The organism is Microbispora sp. NPDC049633 (assembly GCF_040675265.1).
Lineage (GTDB): Bacteria > Actinomycetota > Actinomycetes > Streptosporangiales > Streptosporangiaceae > Microbispora > Microbispora maris.
The window spans coordinates 1-22,844 of the sequence record NZ_JBFAOO010000064.1 but is presented as its reverse complement, the minus strand read 5'-3'; the positions used below and the strand labels follow the sequence as shown (position 1 = coordinate 22,844).

Here is a 22,844-nt window from a genome sequence, read left to right as displayed (position 1 = left end):
GGTTCCGATGCGGAGGAGGAGGACGCGGTGAGCGTGCAGAGCGTCGACCGGGCGCTGGACGTGCTCGAAGCACTGTCCGAGCACGGCGGCCAGGCCGGCCTGTCGGAGATCGCCGCCAGGACCGGCCTGCCGTACGGGACGATCCACCGGCTGTTACAGACGCTGCTGGCCCGTGGGTACGTCCGGCAGGAGTCCGACCGGCGCTACGCGCTCGGCGGCGCACTGGTGCGCATCGGCGGCGTCGCCGAGCGGATGCTCGCGGTGTGGGCCGAGCCGTACCTCGCGAGGCTGGTCGAGCTGTCCGGCGAGACCGCGAACCTCGCCGTGCTGGAGGGCGACTACGTGGTCTACGTGGCCCAGGTGCCCTCGCCGCGCAGGCTGCGGATGTTCGCCGAGGTCGGCCGTCGCGTGCTGCCGCACAGCACGGCCGTCGGCAAGGCCCTGCTGGCCGAGCGGGACGACGCGGCGGCGGTGTTCCGGCGCACCGGGCTGCCCCGCCGTACGGACCGGACGATCACCGAGGTCGGCGACCTGATGGAGGAGCTCGACCGGGTGCGCGCCCGGGGATACGCGCTCGACCTGGGCGAGGAGGAGAACGGCGTGCACTGCATGGCCGTGCCCGTCCACGACGGCGGGCGGACCTTCGCGGCGATGTCGGTGTCCGGACCGGCCGAGCGCATCGACGCGATCGACCGCGAGGAGCTCGCCGCGATGCTGCGCAAGGTGGCGGAGGACTTCGGCGCCGCCGTCTTCCGCTCCTGACCGCACCCCGGATGGGTCACTATGGGGTCATGTGCCGAAGCATCAAGACCCTGCGCCCGCCGTTCACCGACGAGGTGACCGAGGAGGACATCCGGGCGGCGGCCCTGCAGTACGTCCGCAAGATCTCCGGGTTCCGCGCCCCGGCGGCCCACAACGCCGAGGCGTTCGACCGGGCGGTCAAGGAGATCACGCAGGCCAGCACGGCCCTGCTGGCGTCCCTCCAGGTGCGCGGCTCGGCGACCGGGTAACACGGCCGGGTCCACCCTGCACGGTCCAGGCGGCACGGTCCAGGCGGCGTGCTCATGGCAGCACGGTCCAAGCGGATCACAAGTGGTGGGCGGGACAGTGGCCGCATGGGTGTCATCTCCGATTTCCTCCTGGCCCGGCGGCTGCGCAAGGGGCCGACGCTGTTGCTGCCGTACGTTCCCGATCTCACGACCCTGCTGGAGACCGTGCGGCTGCACGACCCGCAGGCCGGGCCGTACTGGCGCGGGTTCAAGATCGGCGAGAACGTCGAGCTGCGCGGGCCGATCGAGCTGACCCCGGAGCTGGCGGCCAGGGCGGGACTTCCGGCGGGCTGGGGTGCCGCGTTCTTCGCCCGCAACATCGACAGCGAGGCGGGCGGCGACTTCGCCCGGCCGAGCCTGCTCGTGCGGGGGCTGGCCGAGCGGCTCGGCGGCCGGGAGCACCCGGAGTGCCAGGAGCCTCCGGAGGACCTGGCCGAGGTCACCGGCGGGCGGCTCATCCCGGTCGATGAGGTGATCGGCCTGCTCGCGGACGACGTGCCCGGGCTCGCCGTCACGTCGGTGACCGACGCCGGCACGACGTTGCTCACCAGCGCCGAAAGCCCGATCGAGGTCTTCGTCAACGAGTGGGACGCCGACGACGTGACGTACGAGCTGTCGGCGGACGGCGGCTACGGCACGGAGGTCCCCGCCGCCGCCCGGCGGGCCGCCCTCGCGATCGCGGCCCACGCCGGCGGGGTGGCCCGCGACCACAACGGGTTCCTCATCACGCGGTGATCACATCGGGCGCCTCCGGGCCGTACGGGGCCGGGCCGGACCGGAGGGCGCCGAGCCGGGCGACGCCGGGCTGATCGAGGCGCCGGTCACCACGCCCGGACTTCTCGCGTCTCTGCGGGTCCGCGGGACGCCGTCGCCCGCCTCGCCCGCGCAGGGTGATTGCCCGTCCTGACTGGAACGCTTTGCAGCAGACGGGAAGCGTGTCACGATTAATGATCGCATTGGCGGTTCCGAGGGAAAGGGGGCGGACCGGTGCCACCTGCGATCGTCGGGCATGAAGGTCCCCTAGCCGGTCAGCGCTTCCCGATCGACGACAAGCCGATCACCTTCGGTCGCAGAGGCGACAACAGCGTGGTGATCACGAGCGAGCGGGCCTCGCGCTTCCACGCGGAGGTGCGCCGCGAGCCCGAGGGCTACGTGCTGCTCGACCGGGGCAGCAGCAACGGGACGCTGGTCAACGGCAGGCGCGTCACCACGCATGTGCTCCGGCCCGGAGACACGATCGCCATCGGAGGGGAGACGTTCCGCTTCGAGGCGTTCGACGACTCCGAGACGGTCATGGACACCTCGGTGAGGCAACGGCTCCCGTGGGCGTTTCCGGACGTCGAACCGGAGCAGGTCCTGCACGTCACCGTCTCCGGTGGCGGGCCCGTCGGGCTGGCCTTCGCCCTGCTCCTCGACCACCTCATGGGGCAACGCGTCGCCATCACAATCTACGACGGCCGCTGGACCGAGGACGGGCAGCGGATCGTGTGGAAGAACGCCACGCAGGGCAACAACCGGCGGCAGCAGGTCGTGACGGTGCAGAGCCGCCAGTATCTGAACCTCCCGGAGGACGTCCAGTCGCGGCTGTTCACCGAGGGGTCCTACAGCGAGATGTGGCCGGCCGGTCCGGACTCGATCCGCGGCTACGGCCCGCGGAACATCCGAATCGCCTACATCGAGGACACCCTGCTGGAGATGGCGAACGAGAGGTCCGCCCGTATCCGCCTGGTGCCCGAGATATTCGACGCCGCGGCACGCCAGGACGCCGTGGCCAAGGAGCATGTGCTGGCCATCTGCGAGGGAGGGCGCTCGCGGACCCGCGAGCACTTCACCGACAGGTTCGGCCGGGCCGACGATTCGATCTTCTCGGTCGACGGCCGGCACCTGCAGGACGTGGTGCTGGGGCTGCGGGTGAAGTCCAGCCTGCCGGACCCGGCGATCGTGCTGCTGACCGTGGCGCAGAACCGGTTCCTCCTGAACTCCCTGCGCGGCGAGGGCTTCCTGAACATGCGGCTCACCGACGACGAGGCCGCGGAGGTCGTCGGCATCGACCCCGTCCGGCACGTGTTCGAGGAGTGCGTCGCCTCCAGTCCCTGCCTCATGGAGCGCACCGAGGACGGGGACTTCCACTGCTCGACCCACCACACGCTGTTCCTGCCCGCCCTCATCAGGGGTTCGGCACTGTGGAGGCGGGCGAAGGAAGGGCTCGCGCTCTTCGGCGTCGCCGACGGCGACGTGAGCGCGGTCACCGCCTTCCGGCTGGACATGGTGCAGCGGCCGCGGTTCACCGCCCGGTTGTACTCCCCCACCTCGACCACCCCGGGGACGTACGGGTTCCTCCTGGGGGACGCGGCCAACGCGATCCACTTCTGGCCGGGCCGGGGCCTCAACAGCGGGCTGGCGTCGGCCATCTCGCTGGCCCGGTCGCTCAACCGCAACTGGCGCGGCAGGCCGTTGCGGGACGCCGACTTCGTACGGCACGAGGCCGCGATGTCGATGCTGCAGTATCGGCACAAGAGCCGCGCGTGGAACGCGATGGTGAGCACCGACGAGCAGGGGGTCACCCGGGCGATCAAGGACACGATCGTCCAGGGCATCGAGGAGGGCCGCGCCGCCCCGGACAGGGAAGCGGACATCGACGCCCTGATGGAGCGCCTGCGGCAGATCCGCGACCGCCTGTCACCACGTGTTCCCGGCATGCCCGACGACACGACCCTCATCCGGCACCTGCGCGAACTGCGCAGCGAGACGCTGCGTACCCTGCTGGTGAGCGGAGCCTGGGAGACGCTGACGGTCGGCGGGGAGGAGGTCGACATCGACATCTTCGACCAGCCGGTTCCCGCGGCGTCCCCCGCGGCGTCGTCTGCCGAGGGGGCGCTCGTCGCGGGGCAGGCGGACGGACCGGCCAGGCGGCCCGGCGGCACGCCCTCCGGCTGACGTCGCTCCGGCGAACCAGGGAACCGGCCCGGGCCGTCCGGCGGAGTAGGGGTGAAGGGCGCGACGACGCCCGCGGAAGGATAACCCCTATGAACGGACAAAACGGGTGGTGAGGACGGTCTACGACACCGCGCCACACGACACCGGGCCGTACGACACCGGGCCGTACGACACCGCGTCACGCGGCACCGGGCCGGAGGGCGACGAGCCGAGCGACGCCGGGCTGATCGAGGCGTCGCTGACCGCGCCCGAGCGGTTCGCCGGCGTCTTCGACCGGCACGCGGACGAGATCCACGCCTACGCCGGCCGCCGGCTCGGCCCCGAGCACGCCGACGACGTGACCGCGGAGACGTTCCTCGTGGCGTTCCGCAAGCGGCACAAGTACGACACGTCCCGGCAGGACGCCCGTCCCTGGCTGTACGGCATCGCCGGCAACCTCATCTCCGGGCACCGCCGCTCCGAGGTCCGGCGCCTGCGGGCGCTCTCCCGCGCGCCGCACGACGCCGGCGAGCGGGGCTTCCACGAGGAGGAGCGCGGAGCGGAGCGGGCGAGCGCCGCCGCCCTGCGGCCCGCCCTCGCCGCCGCGCTGGCCAGGCTGTCGGCCGCCGAGCGCGACCTGCTCCTGCTGGTCGCCTGGGCCGACCTCTCCTACGAGGAGGCGGCCGAGGCGCTGAAGATCCCCATCGGCACGGTCCGCTCGCGCCTGCACCGGGTGCGCGCGAAGCTGCGCCGCCATCTCGACCTTCCCGAGGAGAACGGCTCATGACCGACGAGATCGACCTGGTGGCGCGGGAACGGCCGGACGTCGCGCCTTACTCTCTGGCGGCCAAGGCGGCCGTACGGCGACGGCTCGCCGACCCCGCGGGGCGTCCCGCCCGCCCACGCCCGCGTCCGTACCTGCTGCTCGCGGGCGGGACGGCGCTGCTCACCGCGGTGGGAGCCGCGGCCGTCACCACCGTCCTGACGGGACCGGAGACCCTGACGGGACCGCAGACCCGGCCGGCGACGGTGAGCGCGGGGGTCGTGAGGCTGCCGGAGGTGTCGGCCATGTCGGCCGAGGAGGTGCTGGGCAGGGCGGCCCGCGCCGTGACCGACCTGTCGCCGCGCGACGACCAGTTCGTCAAGGTGAGCTCCCAGACGATGTACGAGGCCAGTGTGGTCGGCGAGGGCGACAAGGAGTCCCGGTACCTCTACCGGACCAAGCGGACGATCTGGCTGTCGGCCGACGGCACGAGGGACGGTGCGCTGAAGATCGACTATTTGGAGCCCCGAGCCTACCCCGGCTGGCCGATCCCGCCGGAGGCGTACAAGGAGAAGGGCACCGAATGGATGCGGCTCCCCACCTGTGACAGCGTGCGGGACACCGCCTACATCACGTTGAAGAAGCTGCCCGACGACCCGGAGAAGATGCGCGCCTACCTGTACGACCGGTCGCGCGGCGACAATCCACCCGACACGGGGGCGTGGACTGCCGTCGGCGACCTGCTGCGGGAGACGTACGTGCCGGCTCCCCAGCGCGCGGCGCTGTTCAAGGCCGCCGCCACGATCCCCGGAGTCACGGTGACCGAGAACATCGAGGACGCCGCGGGACGGTCCGGCATCGGCGTCGGCCGGGTCTCCGGCGGGGTGCGCGAGGAGATCATCTTCGACCCCTCCACGTACGAGCTCCTCGGGGAACGCGGCATCGTGGTGGACGAGAAGGCGGCGGAGGCGCCCGCCGGGAGCCTGGTCGCCTCGACCGCCCAGCTGGAGGTCACGGTCGACGACACCGCGCCCGAGGTGGACGACCCCCACTCCGTCTGCGGCTGAGCCATCGGCCCGGCCCCCGTCCTGAGCCGGTCACGCGGGTGGCCGAGCTATCCGAAGCGGGCTGCCCGGTCTTCCGGGGCCGGTACGTCGCAGCGGGCGGTCTTCGGGTACGTCGGGCCGGTCCGTCCGCCCGGTTTGCCGGGCGGTTCATCGGGCCGGGCTGTCGTGACAGTCCGTCGGGGGCCTGTCGGTGCGGCCCTCTAAGATCGTCCTCCTGCCGTGCGGAAGGACGTGACGTGGTGCGGCTTCGCCCGGAGCTGTGGGTGCCGAGACTCTACCTCGGCGTCGCCGGCGTCGCCGCCGTGGCCGCCCTCGTCACCTGGGACGTCGGGCCCCTGTGGCTGGCGGTGCTGTGGTGTCCGCTCGACGAGTTCCGCGCGGACGTCCTGATGGACGGGCACACGGTCGCGGTCGCGGTGCCGGTTCTCCTCGCGGTCCTCGCGCTCAAGACCTGGATGCTGCGGCAGGTGCTCGCCCTTCCCCGGCAGGCGGGTCCGCACGGCGGCCGGAGGTGGTCTGGCTGCGGCGTCTGCTCTACCTGACCGTCGCCCACGCCGTGGTCCTCCGGTTGCCGGCCGGCCTGCTCCCCGGGTTTCTGAAGGACTTCGTCGAGCCGGCCCTGTGGGGCCCGATGCAGGTGCTGTTCGCGCTGGTCCTCTCCGGCCGGCGGGTCCGGCTCTGCGCCGTCGCCGCCGCGCTGGCGGCCTCGGCGGCCCTGGTGGAGAACTGGCTCCTGCCGCTCGCCATCGCCGCCATGTCGCCGCACGCGCCGTCGCTGTTCCCGGGCGAGCCGTCGCTGTTCCCGGGCACGCCGTCGCGTGCGGGTCTACGCCCGGGGAGTGGACGGCACCGGCCCCGAGGAACACCTGGTCGTCGTCTTCCCCGGCCGGTCGGCCGGAAAGATCGTCTATCGATGAAGCAGGCCTTCTACTTGCACTGCTCCAGCATGGCCGCCTTGTCGGCGGAGGTCACCGGCAGGTCGTACTTGAGCGCGACCTGGGCGAAGCGCACGGCGTAGGAGCAGCGGATCTCGCTGCGGGGCGGCAACCAGGTGGCCGGGCCCGAGTCGCCCTTGGAGCCGTTCGTGGAACCGTCGACGGGGATCAGGTTGAGCGGGTCGTTGGCGATCTGCTTGCGCTTGCTCTCGCTCCACCGCGACGCGCCCATCTGCCAGTCGTACGACAGGGGCATGACGTGGTCGATCTGGACCTCCGCCGCTTTCGACTTGCTCCAGTCGATCGTCTTGCCGGTGTACGGATCGTGCAGGGTCATGGAGGTGATCACGCAGTTCGACCCGCTGCGATACTCGACATCCCGGCCGTCCCGCTTCAGCAGGTCGTTGCGGGTGTCGCAGCCGTTGCGGCCCCACGGGATGTCCTCCACGTTGTCGGCCCAGGCGTAGCCGAACTTGTCGCGGTCGTAGCCGGTCTTCGCCCCCCGGCCCTTCGTCGCCACCTTGTCGATCAGCTTGCGGGCCTCCGCCCGGTCCTTGTCCGACGTGATGGCCTTCAACCCGGGTCCGGTGCCGTCGGGATTGTCGAGCGGATTGACGCCCCCCTCCGTCTGCGAGTCGCTCTTGCCGCCCCCGCCTTGGCCCGTGAGGGCGTCGTCGAGTTCCGGCATCGGCCCACAACCGGCCAGCACGGCCACCGCTACGGAGATCCCGGCGATCAACCGGATACCACGCCCGCCCACTGTCACCCCTAGGTAATGAAATATCCCTCTCAGATATAGCAAAGTGCAAAAAGGTGGCAAAGGAGGCACGCGCAGAAGTGCGAGTTTCGTGATCACCCCGGCGGACTCCGGCACAAGGCGCAGGTACGGCTTTGCGGCGGTTCCAGGGCACCGGTCGCGAGAGTTCAGCCGGCCGGGGACACCACCACGACGAGGGGCGCGGCACGCCGTGCGCGCCACGCCCCTTGCTCAGGCCCGGTGAAATCCGGCCCGGTGGAATCCGGCCCGGTGAAATCGGTCCGGTGGAATCCGGCCCGGTGGATCAGCGTCCCCGGATCAGGCCGGGATCCAGTCCTGCCAGACGATCTTGTTGGCCTCGACCCACTTACGGGCGGCGTTCTCCGCGCTCATCTTGTTCACCGCTATGTCGTAGGCCACGGCGTTCTGGTCGTCGTTCGTCCAGACGAAGTTCTTGATCAGCTCGTACGCGCTGCCGCCGCTCTTGGCGAACTTCACGCTGACGATCTTGTCGAGCAGGTACGGCGGATAGTCGCACTTGACCGTCTTGACGTTGTTGTCGCACCCGATGGCGTACGGCGGGAGGTTGATCTTGACGAGCTTGAGCTGGTTGAACAGCCACTGGGGCTCGTAGAAGTACATCAGCAGCGGGGTCTCGTTCTCCGTGGCCTTGCGGGCCGCCGCGATCAGCGCGTCCTCGCTGCCGGAGTAGACCACCTTGTAGGGCAGCTTCAGGTTCCTGATGAGCGCCTCGTCGTTGGTGACGAAGGACTTGTCACCGGCGAGGAACTGGCCCAGCCCGTCACTCTTGTCGGTCTTGAACAGGTCCTTGTACTTGGTCAGGTTCTGCCAGTCCGTGATGTCCGGATATTTCTGGACCATCCACTCGGGGACGTACCACCCGATGACGCCCTTGTTGCCGTTCTCCCCCGCGGTGATCGCGACCTTCTTGTCCTCGATGAACTCCTTCTTCAGCTCCGGGTGGCTCCAGTTCTCGAGGACGACGTCGACCGTGCCCTTCTCGAAGCCCTTCCAGGAGTCCGCCTCGCCGCTCTCGATCTCCTCGACCTTGTAGCCGAGCTCGTGCTCCAGGAGATAGGCGACGACAGCGGCGCTGGCCTCGTAACCGATCCAGGGGTTGATCGCCAGTCGCACGGTCTTCGTGCCGCCGGCGGCGCCTGCTCCGGCGGCGTCATCCGAACTCCCGCCACTGCAGGCGGTCATGGCCAGCGCGAGCGTCAGCACGCCGGCAAGGAGACGGATCCTCATATCTGACCTCATCTGATGTCGTACGGGCGGCGAACGCGAGCGGCGGGGCCGCGGCGACACCGGGAGAGTATTCCACAACAAGCGTGATCGGCCGCGATCGCGGGGATCGCGGCCGACGAGTGCTCGCGCCCGGCCGGGCGCGCGGGGTCGTGATCCCGGGAGTGTCCCGTGATCTCCTGCCGCGGCGACCGCGGCAGGCAGGAAAGACCCGCTAGATCACTTGGGCATCCAGGCCTGCCACTTGGCGGTGTTGGCCTCCACCCACTTCTTGGCCGCGTCCTCGGCGGACATGCCGTTGTTGGTGATGTCGTCGGCGACCGCGTTCTGGTCGTCGTTCGTCCACTGGAAGGCCTTGATCAGCTCGTACGCCTTACCGCCGGTGTCGGCGAACTTCTTGCTCACGATCTTGTCGAGGTCGTACGGCGGGTAGTCACAGGCGACCTTCTTGGGGTCGCTGTCGCAACCCTCCGTGTACGCGGGAAGGTTGACCTTGACCAGCTTGACCTGGTTGAACAGCCACTGCGGCTCGTAGAAGTACATGAGCAGCGGCTTCTTCTGCTCGGTCGCCTGCTTGGCGGCCTTGATCAGCGCGGCCTCGCTGCCCGCGTACACGACCTTGTAGTCGAGCTTCAGGTTCTTGACCAGGGCCTCGTCGTTGGTGACGAAGGACGGGTCGCCGTCGAGCAGTTGGCCCTTGCCGTCCGACTCGGACGTCTTGAACAGGTCGGCGTGCTTGTTGAGGTTCTTGTAGTCGGTGATGTCGGGGTACTTCTGCGCCATCCACTCGGGCACGTACCAGCCGATGACGCCCTTGTTGCCCGTGCTGCCCGCCTCGACGGCGACCTTCTTCTCCTCGATGTACTTCTTCTTGAGGTCCGGGTGGCCCCAGTTCTCGATGATGACGTCGACGTCACCGGACTCCATGCCCTGCCAGGAGGGTTCCTCGGCGAGGGTCACCTTCTCGACCTTGTAGCCGAGCTCCTTCTCCAGCAGGTACGACACGACGGCGGCGCTGGCCTCGTAGCCGACCCAGCCGTTGATCGCGATCTTGACAGTGCCCGCCGCGGACGCGCCCGCGGAGCCCGCGGCGTTCGCGCTCGGCGCCGCCGCGGAGTCGTCCTCGACCTTGGCGCCTCCGCAGGCGGCCATACTGAGGCCGAGAACGAGAACCCCTGCGATTAGGCGTAACTTCTTCATGCGTTCCTCTTCTTGTGGGGAGAGCGGCGCCCGTTGGCGCCTTGCGTGATCCGGTCGAGCATGACTCCCAGGAGGACGAGGGCGACGCCGGCCGCGAGGCCCTTGCCGTAGTCCTCCTGCTGCGCGATTCCGGCCACGACGTCGTATCCGAGAGCTCCGGCGCCGACCAGCGCGCCGATCACCACCATCGCCAGCGTCATGACGATGCCCTGGTTCGCCGCGAGCAGCAGCGAGCCGCGGGCCATCGGCAGCTGGACCTTCCACAGCAGCTGCCGATCGGTGGAGCCGGCGGACTTAGCCGCCTCCATGACGGTCGCGGGGACCGCCCGCAGGCCGTCCTCGACCAGGCGCGCGACCACCGGCACCGCGTAGATGAACGAGGCCATGATCGCGGTGAAACGGCCGTTGCCGAACAGGGCCACGGCGGGCAGCAGGTAGGAGAACGACGGCATCGTCTGCGCCGCGTCCAGGATCGGCCGCAGCCCGGCGGCGAACCACCGCGACCGCGCGGCCAGCACGCCGAGCGCGAGCCCCGCGGCGATCGTGATGACGGAGGCGACCAGCACGATGGTCAGCGTCTCCATGCCGTGCTGCCACAGTTGCAGCGCGGCGACGCCCGCGAGGCAGGCCGCGGCGATCACACCGGCCACCGGTCCGCTCACCCGCCAGGCGAACACCAGCACCGCCATGGTGATCAGCCACCAGGGAGCACTGGTCAGCACATCCTGCAGCGGATTGAGCAGGCCGTACGCGACGACGTCGTTGAGGAAGCCGGTGAAGGTGTACCAGTGCGTCTCGATCCACTCGGCCACGTCGTTGATCGGCCGGACGAGCTGCACGTGCCACTGCTCGGGGAACTCCTGCGCCAGCACGGGGGTCAGGGCCAGCCCGGCCGCGGTCAGGACGGCGAAGCCGGCCCAGCGGACCACCCGCGCACGCCCCCCGCCGTCACGCCGCTGGGCCGCCGCCCGCGTCATGCGGTCGAGCACGATGGCGAGCAGCACGATCGCGACGCCGGGGATGAGCGCGGCGCCCACGTTGACCCGGGCGAGGGCGCGGAGCAGGTCCACGCCGAGTCCGGGGGCCGCGATCAGCGCGACCAGCGGCACCATCGACAACGCGGCGGCGATCGTCTGGTTGACGCCCAGCATGATCGTGTTGAGCGCCAGCGGCAGGCGGACCTTACTCAGCGTCTGCCAGCCGGTCGCGCCCAGCGACTCCGACGCCTCCACCGCGACGCCGGCGACCCGCTGGATGGCCAGCGACGTGATCCGGATCGCCGGCGGCATCGCGTAGATCATCGTGGCGACCGTCGCGGACGCCGGTCCGATGAGGAACAGCAGCACGATCGGCGACAGGTACGAGAACGTCGGCATGATCTGCATGACGTCGAGCACCGGTGTCACGATCCGCCGTACGCGGGGCGAACGGCCGGTCCAGACCCCCAGGGGGATGCCGAACAGCAGCGACAGCGCCACCGCGGACAGCGTCAGCGCGAGCGTGTCGACGCTCGCCTCCCAGAACCCGAGCACCCCGACGCCGGCGAAGCCCGCGAGCGACACGAGCGCGATCCGCCAGCCGCCCGCGAGCCAGCCGAGACCGGTGGCCAGGCCGATGAGCCCCGGCCAGCCCAGCGCGACCAGGGCACCCTGGATCAGCGTGTAGATCTCGGACACGCCCAGGCGCAGGTAGTTGACGACGTAGAGGAAGATCGGGCTGCTGTTGCGGTTGGCGTCGACCCAGTCACGGGCGTCGTTGAGCCAGTGGAACACCGAGGCGTCGTCGTCGTGCGGCAGCACGGCCTTGCCGCGGAAGGCCACGTAGAGGGCCACCACCGCGACCACTCCGGCGACCGGCGCGACCCATCGCGGCAGGCGCCGGACCCGCGCCGGGGCCTGCACGGGCGGCGCCACCTGCACAGGTGCGCTCACCATCTACGCCTCCCCGGGCGCGCCGGCGGGGGCGACCGCCGCGCCCCCGCGCGTCCTCGCCTCGGCGGTGGCGGACGTGTCGCCCTCGTCCCGAGCCGCCCGCTTCTCCTGGACGGCTTCGACGGCGGCGTCCTCGCCCGCCTCGCCGGAGGCCACAGGCTCATCGGAAGCGACAGGTTCGCCCGAAGCGACAGGCTCCCCCGAAGCGACAGGCTCATCGGAAGCGACGGGCTCGCCGGCGTCCGCCTCCTCGGCCTCCGACGCCTCCCCGGCCTCCTCGGCCTTCTCCCCGGCTTCCGCCGGCGGCTCCTCGGGAGCGGGCTCGGGCTCCTCGTCACCGGCCTTGGCGGGGGCGGCGACCACCACGGGCTCGCTCTCGGGCCGTACCGCGCCGAGGATGTCGACCCGGCTCACCACGCCGACCAGTTCGCCGTCGGCGACGACCCGGATGGGACGGTCGGAGGCCATCGCGGCCGGGACCGCGTCGTGGATGACGGTGTCGGCGGGGAGCTCGGGACCGTCGAGCGGCTCGTCCGGCTCCGGGGCGCGGCAGATCCAGCGCAGCGACAGCACCTGCGCCCTGGGGACGTCCCGCACGAAGTCGGCCACGTAGTCGTCGGCGGGCGCCCCGACCAGCTCCTCGGGAGTGCCCACCTGCACGATCGCGCCCGCCCGCATGATCGCGATGCGCTCGCCGAGCTTGAGCGCCTCGGACAGGTCGTGGGTGATGAAGACCATGGTCTTGCCGACCTCGCGGTGCAGCCGGATGACCTCGGCCTGCATGTCGCGGCGGATCAGCGGGTCGAGCGCGCTGAACGGCTCGTCGAACAGCAGGACCTCGGGGTCGACGGCGAGCGCGCGGGCCAGCCCGACCCGCTGCTGCATACCACCGGACAACTGCTCGGGATAGGAGTCCTCATGGCCCTCCAGCCCGACCAGCGACAGGATGCGCCTGGCCTTCTCGTGCCGCTCGGACTTCCCGACGCCCTGGATCTCCAGGCCGTAGCCGACGTTGTCCACGACCTTGCGGTGCGGCAACAGCCCGAAGTGCTGGAAGACCATGCTCACCCGATGGCGGCGGAGCTCCCGCAGCTGCTTGGCCGACATCGCGCGCACGTCCTGACCGTCGATGCGCAGTTCGCCCGCGGTCGGCTCGATGAGCCGGGTGAGGCAGCGCACCAGCGTCGACTTACCGCTGCCGGACAGGCCCATGACGACGAAGACCTCGCCTGGCCGGACCTCGAAGCTGACGTCCCTGACGGCGGCGGTGCACCCCGTCTTCGCCCGCAGCTCAGCGGGTTCAAGGTCGGCGTCGGGGCTGCCGATGATCCGGTCTGCCTTGGGACCGAAGATCTTCCAGAGCCCGCGAACCTCGATCGCGGCTGTGCCCACTCTGATTCCCCTCACTTGGCGCTCGCCCGCGAGGCGGCGTGGACGCCCGGGAACGCCAAAGCACGGCGCGAGGGCTGCCGCTCGCACGCCGTGAATGAAGAGCGGGGGGCCAACGACTCCTCAGGGCACACGCACAGGCGTTGCGCTTGACGCAACACGGATCCTGTTTTTTACAACAGGTCTGAGGCTAGGGCCCTGCTGCCCTTCTTATGGTGAAAAATGCCACCTGATCTCCATATCGTGATCGTCCGGTGATCTTTCTCCACACGGGCATTCCGGGCCGTGAGGGCCCGACGGCGATGGGTGAGGACGACCCATTCGGCGGGCGGCGATCAGGTGGCGAGAATCCCCCCGTCGACCGGAATGACCGCTCCGGTGACGTACGAACCGGCGTCGGATGCGAGGAAGACGACGGCGGCGACGAGTTCCTCCGGATCGCCCGAGCGCTTCATCAGGACCCGCTGTTCCCGCATGCGGTCGAGATAGCCGTCGGGATACCCCGCCGTCATCTCGGAGTCGAAGAAGCCCGGCTCCAGGCAGTTGACCCGGATGCCCCTCCGCGAGGTCCACTGCTGGGCGAGGTCGCGGGTGAGCCCGGCGACGGCGGCCTTCGACGCGCTGTAGGCCGCCTGCGGCAGCCCGGCCGTGGTCTCGCCGAGCACGCTGCCGATGTTGACGATCGACGACCCCGGCCGCATGACGCGGGCGCAGGCCTGGGCCATCCAGTAGGTGCCGTTCAGGTTGACGTCGAGCACGCGGCGGAACTCGGCGGGCGTCTCCCGCAAGGCGGGCACGGCCGTGCCGACGCCCGCGTTGTTGACCAGCACGTCGACCCGGCCGAACTCGCCCATGGCCGCGTCGACGAGGGCCTGGCACTCCTCGGGGACCGACACGTCGGTCGGGACCGCCAGGCAGCGGCGGCCGGTCTCCTCGACCAGCCGCCGGGTCCGCTCCAGGCCCTCAGGACGGCGGGCTCCGATCACCACGTCGGCGCCCGCCTCGGCGAGGCCCCGGGCGAAGGCGACGCCGAGCCCGGACGACGCCCCCGTCACGATGGCCACTTTCCCGTCAAGACGGAACCGGTCCAGGATCACGCCGCCTCCTCGCTCACGAATCGAAATCGACTCTAGAGCAATGTTCCGCCAGAGTGCGGAACGGCTGGATCAGAGGCCGTACTCCTTGGAGATCCGCTCGTGCCGCTCGGCCTCGATGCCGACCTCGCGGGCGAGGTCGAGCCACGCCAGCGGGTGGGACCACTGCTCGGTGACGTCGTCGAGGACGGCGTCCAGCTCGGCCGGCCGCACGGTGGGCGGGATCGCGATCCAGCCGAACACACCGGGAAGCTGCTCACCGGTGGCCGGGTGGGTGACGCGGTAGCTCTCGTCGCTGTAGACCCACATCGGCCAGCCGCGCTCGGCGAGAACCTCGTTGAACTCGGCCCACTCGTCCTCCGACGGCGCCGCGCCGTCGAAGAACCAGCTCGTGTAGCCGCCCGGGCGCAGCATCGTCACCCCGGCGAACGGGATCACGAAGCTCTCCCGCTCCTGCTCGTCCTCCGGGATCGGCTCCAGCGGCCGGGGGTCGATCACGACCACGTCGCCCGCGTTGTACTCCATGCCGCGCGGCTGTGGGATCGCCAGGCGGGCGGTGGCCGGGCCGGTCCGCACGGCGAGCACCTCCCGCTGGGTGCCGTCGGGGGCGGGGAGGATCACCCGGACCAGGTGCCACTCCTCCTCGATCGGGCCCTCGCCCGGCTCGATCGGCATGCCGAGCTTGGTGCCGGCGGCCCGTACGGTCGCCCAGTCCTCGACGGCGGTGGACAGGACGATGATCCGCCAGACGTCCTCCTCCTCGCCCTCGCCGGACTCGACCAGCGGCTTGAGGATCTCGGCCGCCTTGGCGTTGTCACCGAGCTGCTGGACCGCGCCCGACCACAGGCGGCGCGCCTCCAGCCCGCCGCCGTGGGCGACGGCCTGCTCGGCCTCGGCCGCCGTCTGCTCCCACCGCTCGCGCGCACGGTGCAGCCGGGCGAGCGCGAGGTGCGAACCGGTCTCCGGCAGCCTGGCCGCCAGGGTCTCCACCCGCTCGTCCTGCCCGGCCTCGATGAGCAGGCCGGTGAGATAGGCGATGTCCTCGTCGCCCGTGGCGGCCGGGTCGCCGTCCTCGACGATCGTCTTCCAGTAGACGTCGGCGCCCACCGGGGCGTAGCCGAGGAAACCGAGCGTCGTGGTGTGACGCCGGGTGGCCTCGAGGTCGGTGCCGGACAGCGGCCACAGCCAGCCCACCCACCGCTCGGGGTCGGCCGTGCGGCCGTCGGCGGCGTCGAAGTAGGCCACCAGCTCGTCGCGAGGGCCGGGCGGCGGCAGTTCCTTGGCGGCGTCGGCGGCGGCGCGCAGCTCGGCCACCCGCTCGGCCAGTCCCCCGGTGTCCCGGAGGGTGGCGATCGCGGCCTCGGCGTAGTCGGCCAGCAGGCGGGCCTGCCACAGGCCCTGCCGGGCGACCGCCAGGTGCCCGGCGGTCAAGGCGAGCTCGAACCGCGCGCGGTGGCCGCCCACACTCTCGAAGTAGGACATCCACTGCCGCAGGATGCGGCCGAGCTGCCAGGTGTTGGAGATCGAGCCGCCCGAGGAGAGCATGCGGACGGTGTGCGCCCACTCCACCCATTCGCGCGCGTGGTCGCCCACCACGTCGAGGTCGGGGAGCGCGTCCACGGCCTCCTGCATCCGGCCGAGGGTGGCCAGCACCTGCGAGCGGAGCAGGGCCTCGCGGCGGCCCTTCGCGACCGGGTCGTCGGGCTTGAACTCGGCCGAGGCGTCCACCGCGGCCAGGGCGTCGTCCGGACGCCCGGCGGCGAGCAGGGCCCGCGCGGAGGCGGCGCCCAGCTCCCAGCTCGCCTCGCGCCCGGCCCCGCGCAGGCGCTCGACCGCCGCCTCGGCGTACGCGACGCCCTCGGCCGCCTTGCCCGCGTCGATCAGAGCGGCGACGTACTGCGTGGCCAGGCCGGAGAAGGCGAGGGAGTCCGGGCCGACGCCGTCGAGTGCCGCGCCGAGGGCGGCCAGCCGGGCCTCGGCGTAACCGGGACCGTCGGTGTTGGCCTGGGCGATCGCCAGGACCTCCACGGCGCCGGGGGCGCCGGGGCACTCGCGCACGTCGTCACGCTGGGCGAACTCCAGCAGCGAGGCGGCGTCGTCGAGCGCGAGCGCGCCCATCGCCCGGTCGCCCACCCGCCCGAGCAGGTGCCAGTAGCGCGCGAAGAACTCCAGCCACGGCTTCTCCAGCGTCTCGGCGTGCTGCGCGATCGCCGGCGCCACGACGTCGAGCTGGGCGAAACGGCCCTCCAGCGCCTGCGCGGGCACGTCACCCAGCGCCATGGCCAGTCCCGTGTTGCCCGCCTCGTGCAGTTCACGCTGGGTGCCACCCACCCAAGCCCAGATGTCCACGTCCATGAGGAGTCAGTCTGCCAGGTCGCCGACCATGACCCAAACAGCACGCGGCCGTCGCCCCGCCGTCATCGCCCGCGGGCCACCTGGGAGGCCTCCCGGAGCAGGGCGCACAGCTCGGTGAGCTCCGCCGGGCCGAGCGCCGCGTAGGCGCGGGCGACGAGGTCGTCGGTCAGCCCCTCCGCCACGGCCCTGCGCTCCGCCGCCTCCGCCGGCGGCTCCGGGTACGGCTCGGGCCAGGCGAGGAAGCGGGCGACGTCGGAGGTCCGGTCGTACGGAAGCGGGGTCCCCGTGTTGTCCGCGCCGACGAGGGTGGCCTCCAGCGGATCGAGACCGTGCGCGACCACGGCCGTCGCGTGCCGGGCGCCGCGCAGTTCCCGCACGACGTGGAGCAGGTGGGCGGCCAGGGCGGGCCCGCCGCCGGGCCGCGGCATGGCCCGCCATCCGGCGAACAGCGGCGCGCAGAACGGGTCCGCGCCGTCGGCGACGGCGGCGAGCAGCTCCGCCAGCCGATCGGGATCGCCGAGCCCCGCGAGTTTGCGCCGCCCCCAGTCGTGACAGGCCCCGGCGTAGAGCGCGGCGGCCTCCTCGGCGGGGAGCTTGCGCCCGCCCTCCCACGACTCGCGGACGTGCCCGGGCGAGAAGAAGACGACGGCCGCGAGCACGACGTCCGCGTCCACCTCGCCGAGGACGCCGCACCGGCCCCGGAAGTACATCTCCCGCGGGCCGAGGCCCTGGCCCTCGCACAGCGCCTTGACCTCCCGCGAGATCATGAATCCCCCGCCGAGCGCGCCGATCGCCGCCTTCGTCTCCACCACCGCGTCGCGCGGGTCCATGCGCCCTCCTAGGTTCAGCAGCCAGACTCAGGGTGGCGGATCAGAACAAGGTTCTGCAAGTCCCTGAAACGATCAGAGGACGGCGGGCCACTCCCCCGAGGCGACGAGGACGGCGGGCCCGGACAGGTAGCTGGTGTCCTCCTCCAGCATGACGGTGACCGTGCCGCCGAGGATCCGCACCTCCCACGTGCCGGTGGTCTCACCGGCGGCGTGGGCGGCGGCCACGGCCGTCGCGACCGCGCCGGTGCCGCACGAGCGCGTCTCCCCCGAGCCCCGCTCGTGCACCCGCATGGACACCTTGTGGTCGCCCACGGCGTTGAAGATCTCGACGTTGACGCCCTGCGGGTAGACGCCGCGGTCGAAGTGGGGCTCGCGGCCGAGGTCGAACCCGGCCACCGGCTCCGCCACCGCGCACGCCAGGTGGGGGTTGCCCATGTTCACGTTCACGCCACGGCACTCGCGCCCGTCGACCGTGGCGCGGCTCTCCCCCAGCACCAGCGGCCGGCCCATGTCGACGGTCACGTCGCCCGAGGCGCCGAGCCGTACGCGCTTGACGCCCCCGCGGGTGGCGACGGCGAACTCGCCGGGCGCCGCGAGGCCCGCGTCCACGAGGTAGCGGGCGAAGACCCTGACGCCGTTGCCGCACATCTCGGGGATGCCGCCGTCCGCGTTGCGGTAGTCCATGAACCACTCGGCCTCGTCGGCCTGGCCGGACACCTCCGGGCAGAGCTTGGTGCGCACGACACGCAGCACCCCGTCGGCGCCGATGCCCGCGCGCCGGTCGCACAGCGCCGCGACGTCCCCCGCGGACAGGTCCAGCGTGGCGTCGGCGTCCGGCAGGATGACGAAGTCGTTCTCGGTGCCGTGGCCCTTCACAAAGCGCATGGGAGAAGTCTAGGAGGTGCCCGTGATCACGCCGATCGCGCGGTCCGCCAGGTCGGGGGCGTCGAACGGCAGCCACACCACCCGGGGATCGCGGCGGAACCACGACTCCTGCCGCCTGGCGAACCTGCGGGTGGCGCGCACCGTCTCCTCCCGGGCCTGCTCCTCGGTCCACTCGCCGCTCAGGAACCGCAGGACCTGCGCGTATCCGAGGGCCCGGCTGGCGGTTCTGCCCTCGGCGAGGCCCCGAGCGGCGAGCGCACGCACCTCGTCCACCAGCCCGGCCTCCCACATGCGGCCGACCCGCAGCTCGATCCGCTCGTCGAGGACCGGCCGCGGCACCTCGACGCCGATCTGCACGCTGTCGTAGACCGCGTCGTACGACGGCATCGTGGCCGAGAACGGCCGCCCGGACAGCTCGATGACCTCCAGGGCGCGGACGATCCTGCGGCCGTTGCTCGGCAGGATGTTCTCCGCGGCCACCGGGTCGAGGCCCTTGAGCCGTTCGTACAGGGGCGCGGGGCCGGTCTCGGCGAGTTCCTTCTCCAGCCGGGCCCGGATGTCCGGGTCGGTCCCCGGGAACTCCAGGTCGTCGATCGCGGCGCGGACGTAGAGCCCCGAGCCGCCCGCCAGCACGGGCACCCGCCCACGGGAGCGCAGATCCTCGATCAGGGGACGGACGAGCCGCTGATACTCGGCCACGCTGGCGGTCCGCGTCACCGGCCAGATGTCCAGCAGGTGATGAGGGACGCCGCGCCGCTCCGGCGCGGAGAGCTTGGCCGTGCCGATGTCCATGCCCTCGTAGAGCTGCATGGAGTCGGTGTTGATCACTTCACCGCCCAGCCGCAGCGCCAGCTCGACGGCCAGGTCGGACTTGCCCGCCGCGGTCGCGCCCACGACGGCGATCACAGGAAACTGCCCCACACCGTCCAGTGTCCCAGCGGCGGGGAGGTCACATGTCCCAGTCGAGGGTGGGCGGCAGGTGGCCTTCGAGGGTGAGCAGCCACCGCTTGGACTCCACGCCGTCGCCGCCGCTGAAGCCGCCGAGCCCGTTGCTCGCGACGACCCGGTGGCACGGCACGATGATCGGGATCGGGTTGCCGCCCATGATCGAGCCGATGGCCCGCGCCGGGACCCCCGTGCCGCTGCGCGCCGCCAGCTCCCCGTACGTCACCACCTCGCCGTACGGGACGGTGGCGAACAAGGTGCCGAGGACCTGCCGCTGGAGCGCCGACATGAGCCGCCAGTCGACCGGCACGCGGAACTCCTTCAGCTCGCCGTGGAAGTACGCCGCGAGCTCCTCCCGTACGGCCTCCGTGCGGGCGGGGTCGTCGGCGGGGGTCATCCCGAGGCGACCGGCGATGCGCTGCCTGATCAGGGGACCGTCCCGGAAGTCCGTCGCGGCGACCCCGTCCCCGGTGACGGCGGCGAGCACGTCGCCCAGCCTGGTCGGTACGGTCGCGAACGCCACCGTGCTGCTGTCCATGCGTCCCATTCTGCGTGTGATCCGTCGGGGTAGGGTGAGCGGGTGCTGGTCGCCGCTGCCGTCTGCCCGCATCCTCCGCTGCTCGTCCCGCAGGTCGCCGGGGCCGCCGCACCCGAGCTCGACGCCCTGCGCGCGGCCTGCGCCGCGGCGGTCGGCTCGCTCCTGGACGCCCGTCCCGACGTGCTGGCCGTGGCCGGCGGCGCGGACGTCACCGCGTCCTTTCCCGCTGACGCGGCCGGGACGCTGCGCCCGTGGGGCCCCGACGTGCGGGTGGGTCCGGGGGATGCCGTCCTGCCCCTGTCGCTCACGATCGGCCGCTGGCTGCTGGAAGGGACGCGTGTGCTTCCCGGCCTGCGCTTCGAGGCGCTGGGTTTCGACGCCCCGCCGGACGAGTGCGCCGCCACCGGCCGCGTGATCGCGGGATCGGCGCCTCGGGTGGCCCTGCTGGTCATGGGCGACGGCTCGGCCAGGCGCACCGAGAAGGCGCCCGGCTATGTGCACCCCGACGCCGTGCCGTACGACGAGGAGCTCGCCGGCGCGCTCGCGTCCGGCGACGCCGGACGGCTGCTGGCGCTGGACCCGGCCCTGGCGCGGGAGCTGTGGGCGGCGGGCCGGGCGGCCTTCCAGGTGCTGGGCGGCGCGGCGCGGGAGGCGCCCCCGCCGGCCGCCGAGCTGCTGTACGACGACGCGCCGTACGGCGTGGGCTACTTCGTGGCCCGCTGGACCTGGTAGTCCGCTCGCTTCGGCACCGGGACGCGCATGAGGTCGCGCGCCGTAACGACGTCCCCCGCGTAGGACTTGCGCACCTCGTCCACGAAGCGCGGCTCGTCCGCCGTCGTGTACCGCTCGGAGAAGTGCGTGATTACCAGCCGCCGCACCCCGCACGCCGCCGCGATCTGCCCCGCCTGGGCCGCCGTCAGATGCCCGTACTGCGCCGCCATCGCGCTCTCGTCCGACAGGAACGTCGCCTCGATCACCAGCAGGTCGACGCCGTCGGCCAGGGCGAACGCGCCGTCGCACAACCGGGTGTCCATCACGAAGGCGGCGCTCTGACCCGGCTTGGGGGCGCTGCACTCGTCCAGCGTGACCGTCGAGCCGTCCGGCAGCGTCAGCGAGCCGTGCCGCTGCAGCTCCCCGATCATCGGGCCGCGCACGCCCCGCCTGGCCAGTTCCCCGGGCAGCATGCGGCGCCCGCCCGGCTCGTCCACGCGGTAGCCGTACGACTGAACGGGGTGCGACAGCGGCCGCGCTGTCAGCGTCACGGGGCCCGACGGCCACCTGACCTCCTCGCCGGACACCGGGCGGGGCGTGATCACGTCGGTGTCGGCGAAGGCCGACGCGTTGCGCAGCCTGCGCCAGTACGTCTCGCCGCTCGCGGGGTAGGCCGCCCGCACCTCGTGGCTCACCTTGTCCCTGGCGATCCGCTGGACCACGCCGGGCACCCCCAGGCAGTGGTCGCCGTGGAAGTGGGTGACGCAGATCCAGGTGATGTCGTGCGCGCTCACGCCGGCGTGCAGCATCTGCCGCTGCGTGCCCTCACCCGGATCGAAAAGGAACCCCTCGCCGTCCCAGCGCAGCAGGTAGCCGTTGTGGTTGCGGTGACGGGTGGGCACCGCGCTCGAAGTGCCGAGGACGACCAGTTCACGAACGGACACACCGCCGATGCTAAGTCGTGCCCGATGATCGGGGCCCGCCCTCACCCCGTTGCTCGGCGGGGTGGACAGGCCGCCGAGGCCGGACGGCCCCGATTGTCCCGCCGCCCCTACTTTCTCCGACGAGACCCCGCGGATAAAGCTCCAAGAATCAAGAAATACGGTAATTGGAGTCGTCGGACTGAACCACCGTAAGGCGCCACCGGCGTCACGCGTGAGCCGATGCCGCCTCGGGCGATGCGAGCCGGACCCCGGCCAGGACATTTCTCTGATTCATGGTCGAGGCGGCATATCTGGGACTCCCGGAAATCGGTGGAACCGCCTCGCGAATCCCTATGTGACGGGCAGACTGAGAAATCGGAAAGACCAGACCGACGCACGGAAGAACACGACCTTGCCGGATTACTCCCCCACCCCGCGGCACCGGCGCGACGGTCATCCCGTCCTCGCCCTGACGGGCGTGATCGGCGTGACCGCGATCGCCGGGCTCGGCGTCGTGCTGGCCGTCCTGTCCGGGCAGGACCCCGCACCCCCGGCCGCCCGGCCGGTGGCCGCCGGCCCGCGCTCCCCGATCCCGCCGGCACGTACGGCGCCCGGATTCCCCGCCGCCGGCCCCTTCTACTCGCCACCGGCCGCCCCTTCCGAGCCGCCGGAGACGGAACCGGAGCGCGCGGCGGCGCACCGGGAAGAGACGACGGACGACGTCCCGGAGCGGGAACGCCCGGCGGGTGAACGCGACGCGCCTCCGCCCGGGCACGAGAGCGGGGCGCCGCGGCCCCCCGGACGCCACCTCCGGGCGGAAGACCCCTGGTCCCGATCCCGGCCGCCGTCGCCGGACTCGACGGGCACGGCGGGCACGGCGGGCCGCGGTGGGACGAGAGAGGAGGAGCGGCACCGACCCGCCCGGATCGCCGCCCCCGACGCCACGAAACCGGCCGCACGAGACACCGGGGCCAAGGGGGCCGCACCCAAGAGCGCTGTGCCCAAGGACACGGCGGCCCGGGACGCGGGCACACATGACACGGCCCAGCCCCTCACCGAGGCGGACGGGGCGGCGCAGACCCAGGTCGAGGATCCCTGCCTGCGATTCGACGACCTGCGGCGCGACTACTGCTACGAGGTCCTGCGCCGCCTGTCCTGACGACCGGCTCGGCCTCCGCCGGCGCTCAGACGGCCGAGCAGGCGGACGGCTCCGCGGGAAGCGGCGCGGGACGCCCGATGGTGGGCATGCCCAGGCTGACCGCGTTGCCCCGCTGCGGGGCGGCCTGCCGG

At 71.8% G+C, this 22,844-nt stretch carries 21 protein-coding genes and 1 pseudogene; 10 read left to right on the top strand and 12 right to left on the bottom strand.

Features of this window, described 5'->3' with window-relative positions:
• The first annotated feature begins 27 nt into the window (after positions 1-27).
• From AB0J39_RS18600 to AB0J39_RS18565, 8 genes are all read left to right on the top strand, one after another.
• Positions 28-762 carry an IclR family transcriptional regulator gene (locus tag AB0J39_RS18600; RefSeq protein WP_363466048.1) on the top strand — a complete coding sequence of 245 codons (735 nt, stop codon included), beginning with the start codon at positions 28-30 and terminating at the stop codon, positions 760-762.
• 29 nt (positions 763-791) lie between these two features.
• Positions 792-1,010: a DUF2277 domain-containing protein gene (locus AB0J39_RS18595; protein ID WP_363466045.1), complete on the top strand. Its 219-nt coding sequence runs from the start codon at positions 792-794 to the stop codon at positions 1,008-1,010.
• Between the two features lie 105 nt (positions 1,011-1,115).
• Positions 1,116-1,784, top strand: a complete 669-nt coding sequence (locus AB0J39_RS18590) for a hypothetical protein (RefSeq protein ID WP_363466043.1) — start codon at positions 1,116-1,118, stop codon at positions 1,782-1,784.
• Positions 1,785-2,036: 252 nt separating this feature from the next.
• Positions 2,037-3,986, top strand: a complete 1,950-nt coding sequence (locus AB0J39_RS18585) for an FHA domain-containing protein (RefSeq protein WP_363466041.1) — start codon at positions 2,037-2,039, stop codon at positions 3,984-3,986.
• Positions 3,987-4,095: 109 nt separating this feature from the next.
• Positions 4,096-4,752, top strand: coding sequence for an RNA polymerase sigma factor (locus AB0J39_RS18580; RefSeq protein WP_363466038.1), 657 nt, complete (start codon positions 4,096-4,098; stop codon positions 4,750-4,752).
• A complete protein-coding gene (locus AB0J39_RS18575) occupies positions 4,749-5,795 on the top strand; it encodes a CU044_5270 family protein (RefSeq protein WP_363466036.1) in 1,047 nt (348 codons plus the stop codon). Before AB0J39_RS18580 ends, AB0J39_RS18575 begins: the two co-directional genes overlap by 4 nt.
• Positions 5,796-6,031: 236 nt before the next feature.
• Entirely contained in the window at positions 6,032-6,337 is a 306-nt protein-coding gene (locus AB0J39_RS18570; protein WP_363466034.1) for a hypothetical protein, read from the top strand.
• The gene (locus AB0J39_RS18565) at positions 6,307-6,813 is read left to right on the top strand and encodes a hypothetical protein (RefSeq protein ID WP_363466032.1); all 507 of its coding nucleotides are present in this window, start codon (positions 6,307-6,309) and stop codon (positions 6,811-6,813) included. Before AB0J39_RS18570 ends, AB0J39_RS18565 begins: the two co-directional genes overlap by 31 nt.
• Here the strand turns inward: AB0J39_RS18565 and AB0J39_RS18560 are convergent.
• The 11 genes and pseudogenes from AB0J39_RS18560 to AB0J39_RS18510 form a co-directional block, all read right to left on the bottom strand.
• Positions 6,723-7,418, bottom strand: a complete 696-nt coding sequence (locus tag AB0J39_RS18560; RefSeq protein WP_363466030.1) for an HNH endonuclease family protein — start codon at positions 7,416-7,418, stop codon at positions 6,723-6,725. The genes AB0J39_RS18565 and AB0J39_RS18560 overlap by 91 nt on opposite strands.
• Positions 7,419-7,805: 387 nt before the next feature.
• Positions 7,806-8,756, bottom strand: a complete 951-nt coding sequence (locus AB0J39_RS18555) for an ABC transporter substrate-binding protein (RefSeq protein WP_363466027.1) — start codon at positions 8,754-8,756, stop codon at positions 7,806-7,808.
• A gap of 216 nt (positions 8,757-8,972) precedes the next feature.
• Positions 8,973-9,905 carry an ABC transporter substrate-binding protein gene (locus tag AB0J39_RS18550; RefSeq protein WP_363466025.1) on the bottom strand — a complete coding sequence of 311 codons (933 nt, stop codon included), beginning with the start codon at positions 9,903-9,905 and terminating at the stop codon, positions 8,973-8,975.
• Between the two features lie 44 nt (positions 9,906-9,949).
• Entirely contained in the window at positions 9,950-11,887 is a 1,938-nt protein-coding gene (locus AB0J39_RS18545) for an ABC transporter permease subunit (protein WP_363466022.1), read from the bottom strand.
• A 384-nt stretch (positions 11,888-12,271) separates the two neighbouring features.
• Positions 12,272-13,291, bottom strand: a pseudogene (locus AB0J39_RS18540) (glycine betaine/L-proline ABC transporter ATP-binding protein); the annotation flags it as partial.
• A 317-nt stretch (positions 13,292-13,608) separates the two neighbouring features.
• Complete coding sequence (locus AB0J39_RS18535; RefSeq protein ID WP_363466019.1) at positions 13,609-14,370, bottom strand: SDR family oxidoreductase; 762 nt, start codon at positions 14,368-14,370, stop codon at positions 13,609-13,611.
• 69 nt (positions 14,371-14,439) lie between these two features.
• Positions 14,440-16,722, bottom strand: coding sequence for a tetratricopeptide repeat protein (locus tag AB0J39_RS18530; protein ID WP_363466017.1), 2,283 nt, complete (start codon positions 16,720-16,722; stop codon positions 14,440-14,442).
• Positions 16,723-16,784: 62 nt separating this feature from the next.
• A complete protein-coding gene (locus tag AB0J39_RS18525; RefSeq protein WP_363466014.1) occupies positions 16,785-17,552 on the bottom strand; it encodes a hypothetical protein in 768 nt (255 codons plus the stop codon).
• Positions 17,553-17,624: 72 nt separating this feature from the next.
• Positions 17,625-18,437, bottom strand: a complete 813-nt coding sequence (gene dapF, locus AB0J39_RS18520; RefSeq protein ID WP_363466011.1) for a diaminopimelate epimerase — start codon at positions 18,435-18,437, stop codon at positions 17,625-17,627.
• Between the two features lie 9 nt (positions 18,438-18,446).
• Positions 18,447-19,358 (bottom strand): tRNA (adenosine(37)-N6)-dimethylallyltransferase MiaA, encoded by a 912-nt coding sequence (gene miaA, locus AB0J39_RS18515; protein WP_363466008.1) that lies wholly within the window; start codon positions 19,356-19,358, stop codon positions 18,447-18,449.
• A gap of 28 nt (positions 19,359-19,386) precedes the next feature.
• Positions 19,387-19,920 carry a methylated-DNA--[protein]-cysteine S-methyltransferase gene (locus AB0J39_RS18510; protein WP_363466007.1) on the bottom strand — a complete coding sequence of 178 codons (534 nt, stop codon included), beginning with the start codon at positions 19,918-19,920 and terminating at the stop codon, positions 19,387-19,389.
• Between the two features lie 42 nt (positions 19,921-19,962).
• On the opposite strand from AB0J39_RS18510, the gene AB0J39_RS18505 reads away from it, so the two are divergent.
• Positions 19,963-20,652 carry a hypothetical protein gene (locus AB0J39_RS18505; RefSeq protein ID WP_363466004.1) on the top strand — a complete coding sequence of 230 codons (690 nt, stop codon included), beginning with the start codon at positions 19,963-19,965 and terminating at the stop codon, positions 20,650-20,652.
• Here AB0J39_RS18505 and AB0J39_RS18500 read toward each other — a convergent pair.
• Positions 20,625-21,575, bottom strand: coding sequence for a ribonuclease Z (locus AB0J39_RS18500; RefSeq protein WP_363466002.1), 951 nt, complete (start codon positions 21,573-21,575; stop codon positions 20,625-20,627). The genes AB0J39_RS18505 and AB0J39_RS18500 overlap by 28 nt on opposite strands.
• A 391-nt stretch (positions 21,576-21,966) precedes the next feature.
• Between AB0J39_RS18500 and AB0J39_RS18495 the strand changes: the two genes are divergently transcribed.
• The gene (locus AB0J39_RS18495; RefSeq protein ID WP_363465999.1) at positions 21,967-22,713 is read left to right on the top strand and encodes a hypothetical protein; all 747 of its coding nucleotides are present in this window, start codon (positions 21,967-21,969) and stop codon (positions 22,711-22,713) included.
• Positions 22,714-22,844: the final 131 nt, after the last annotated feature.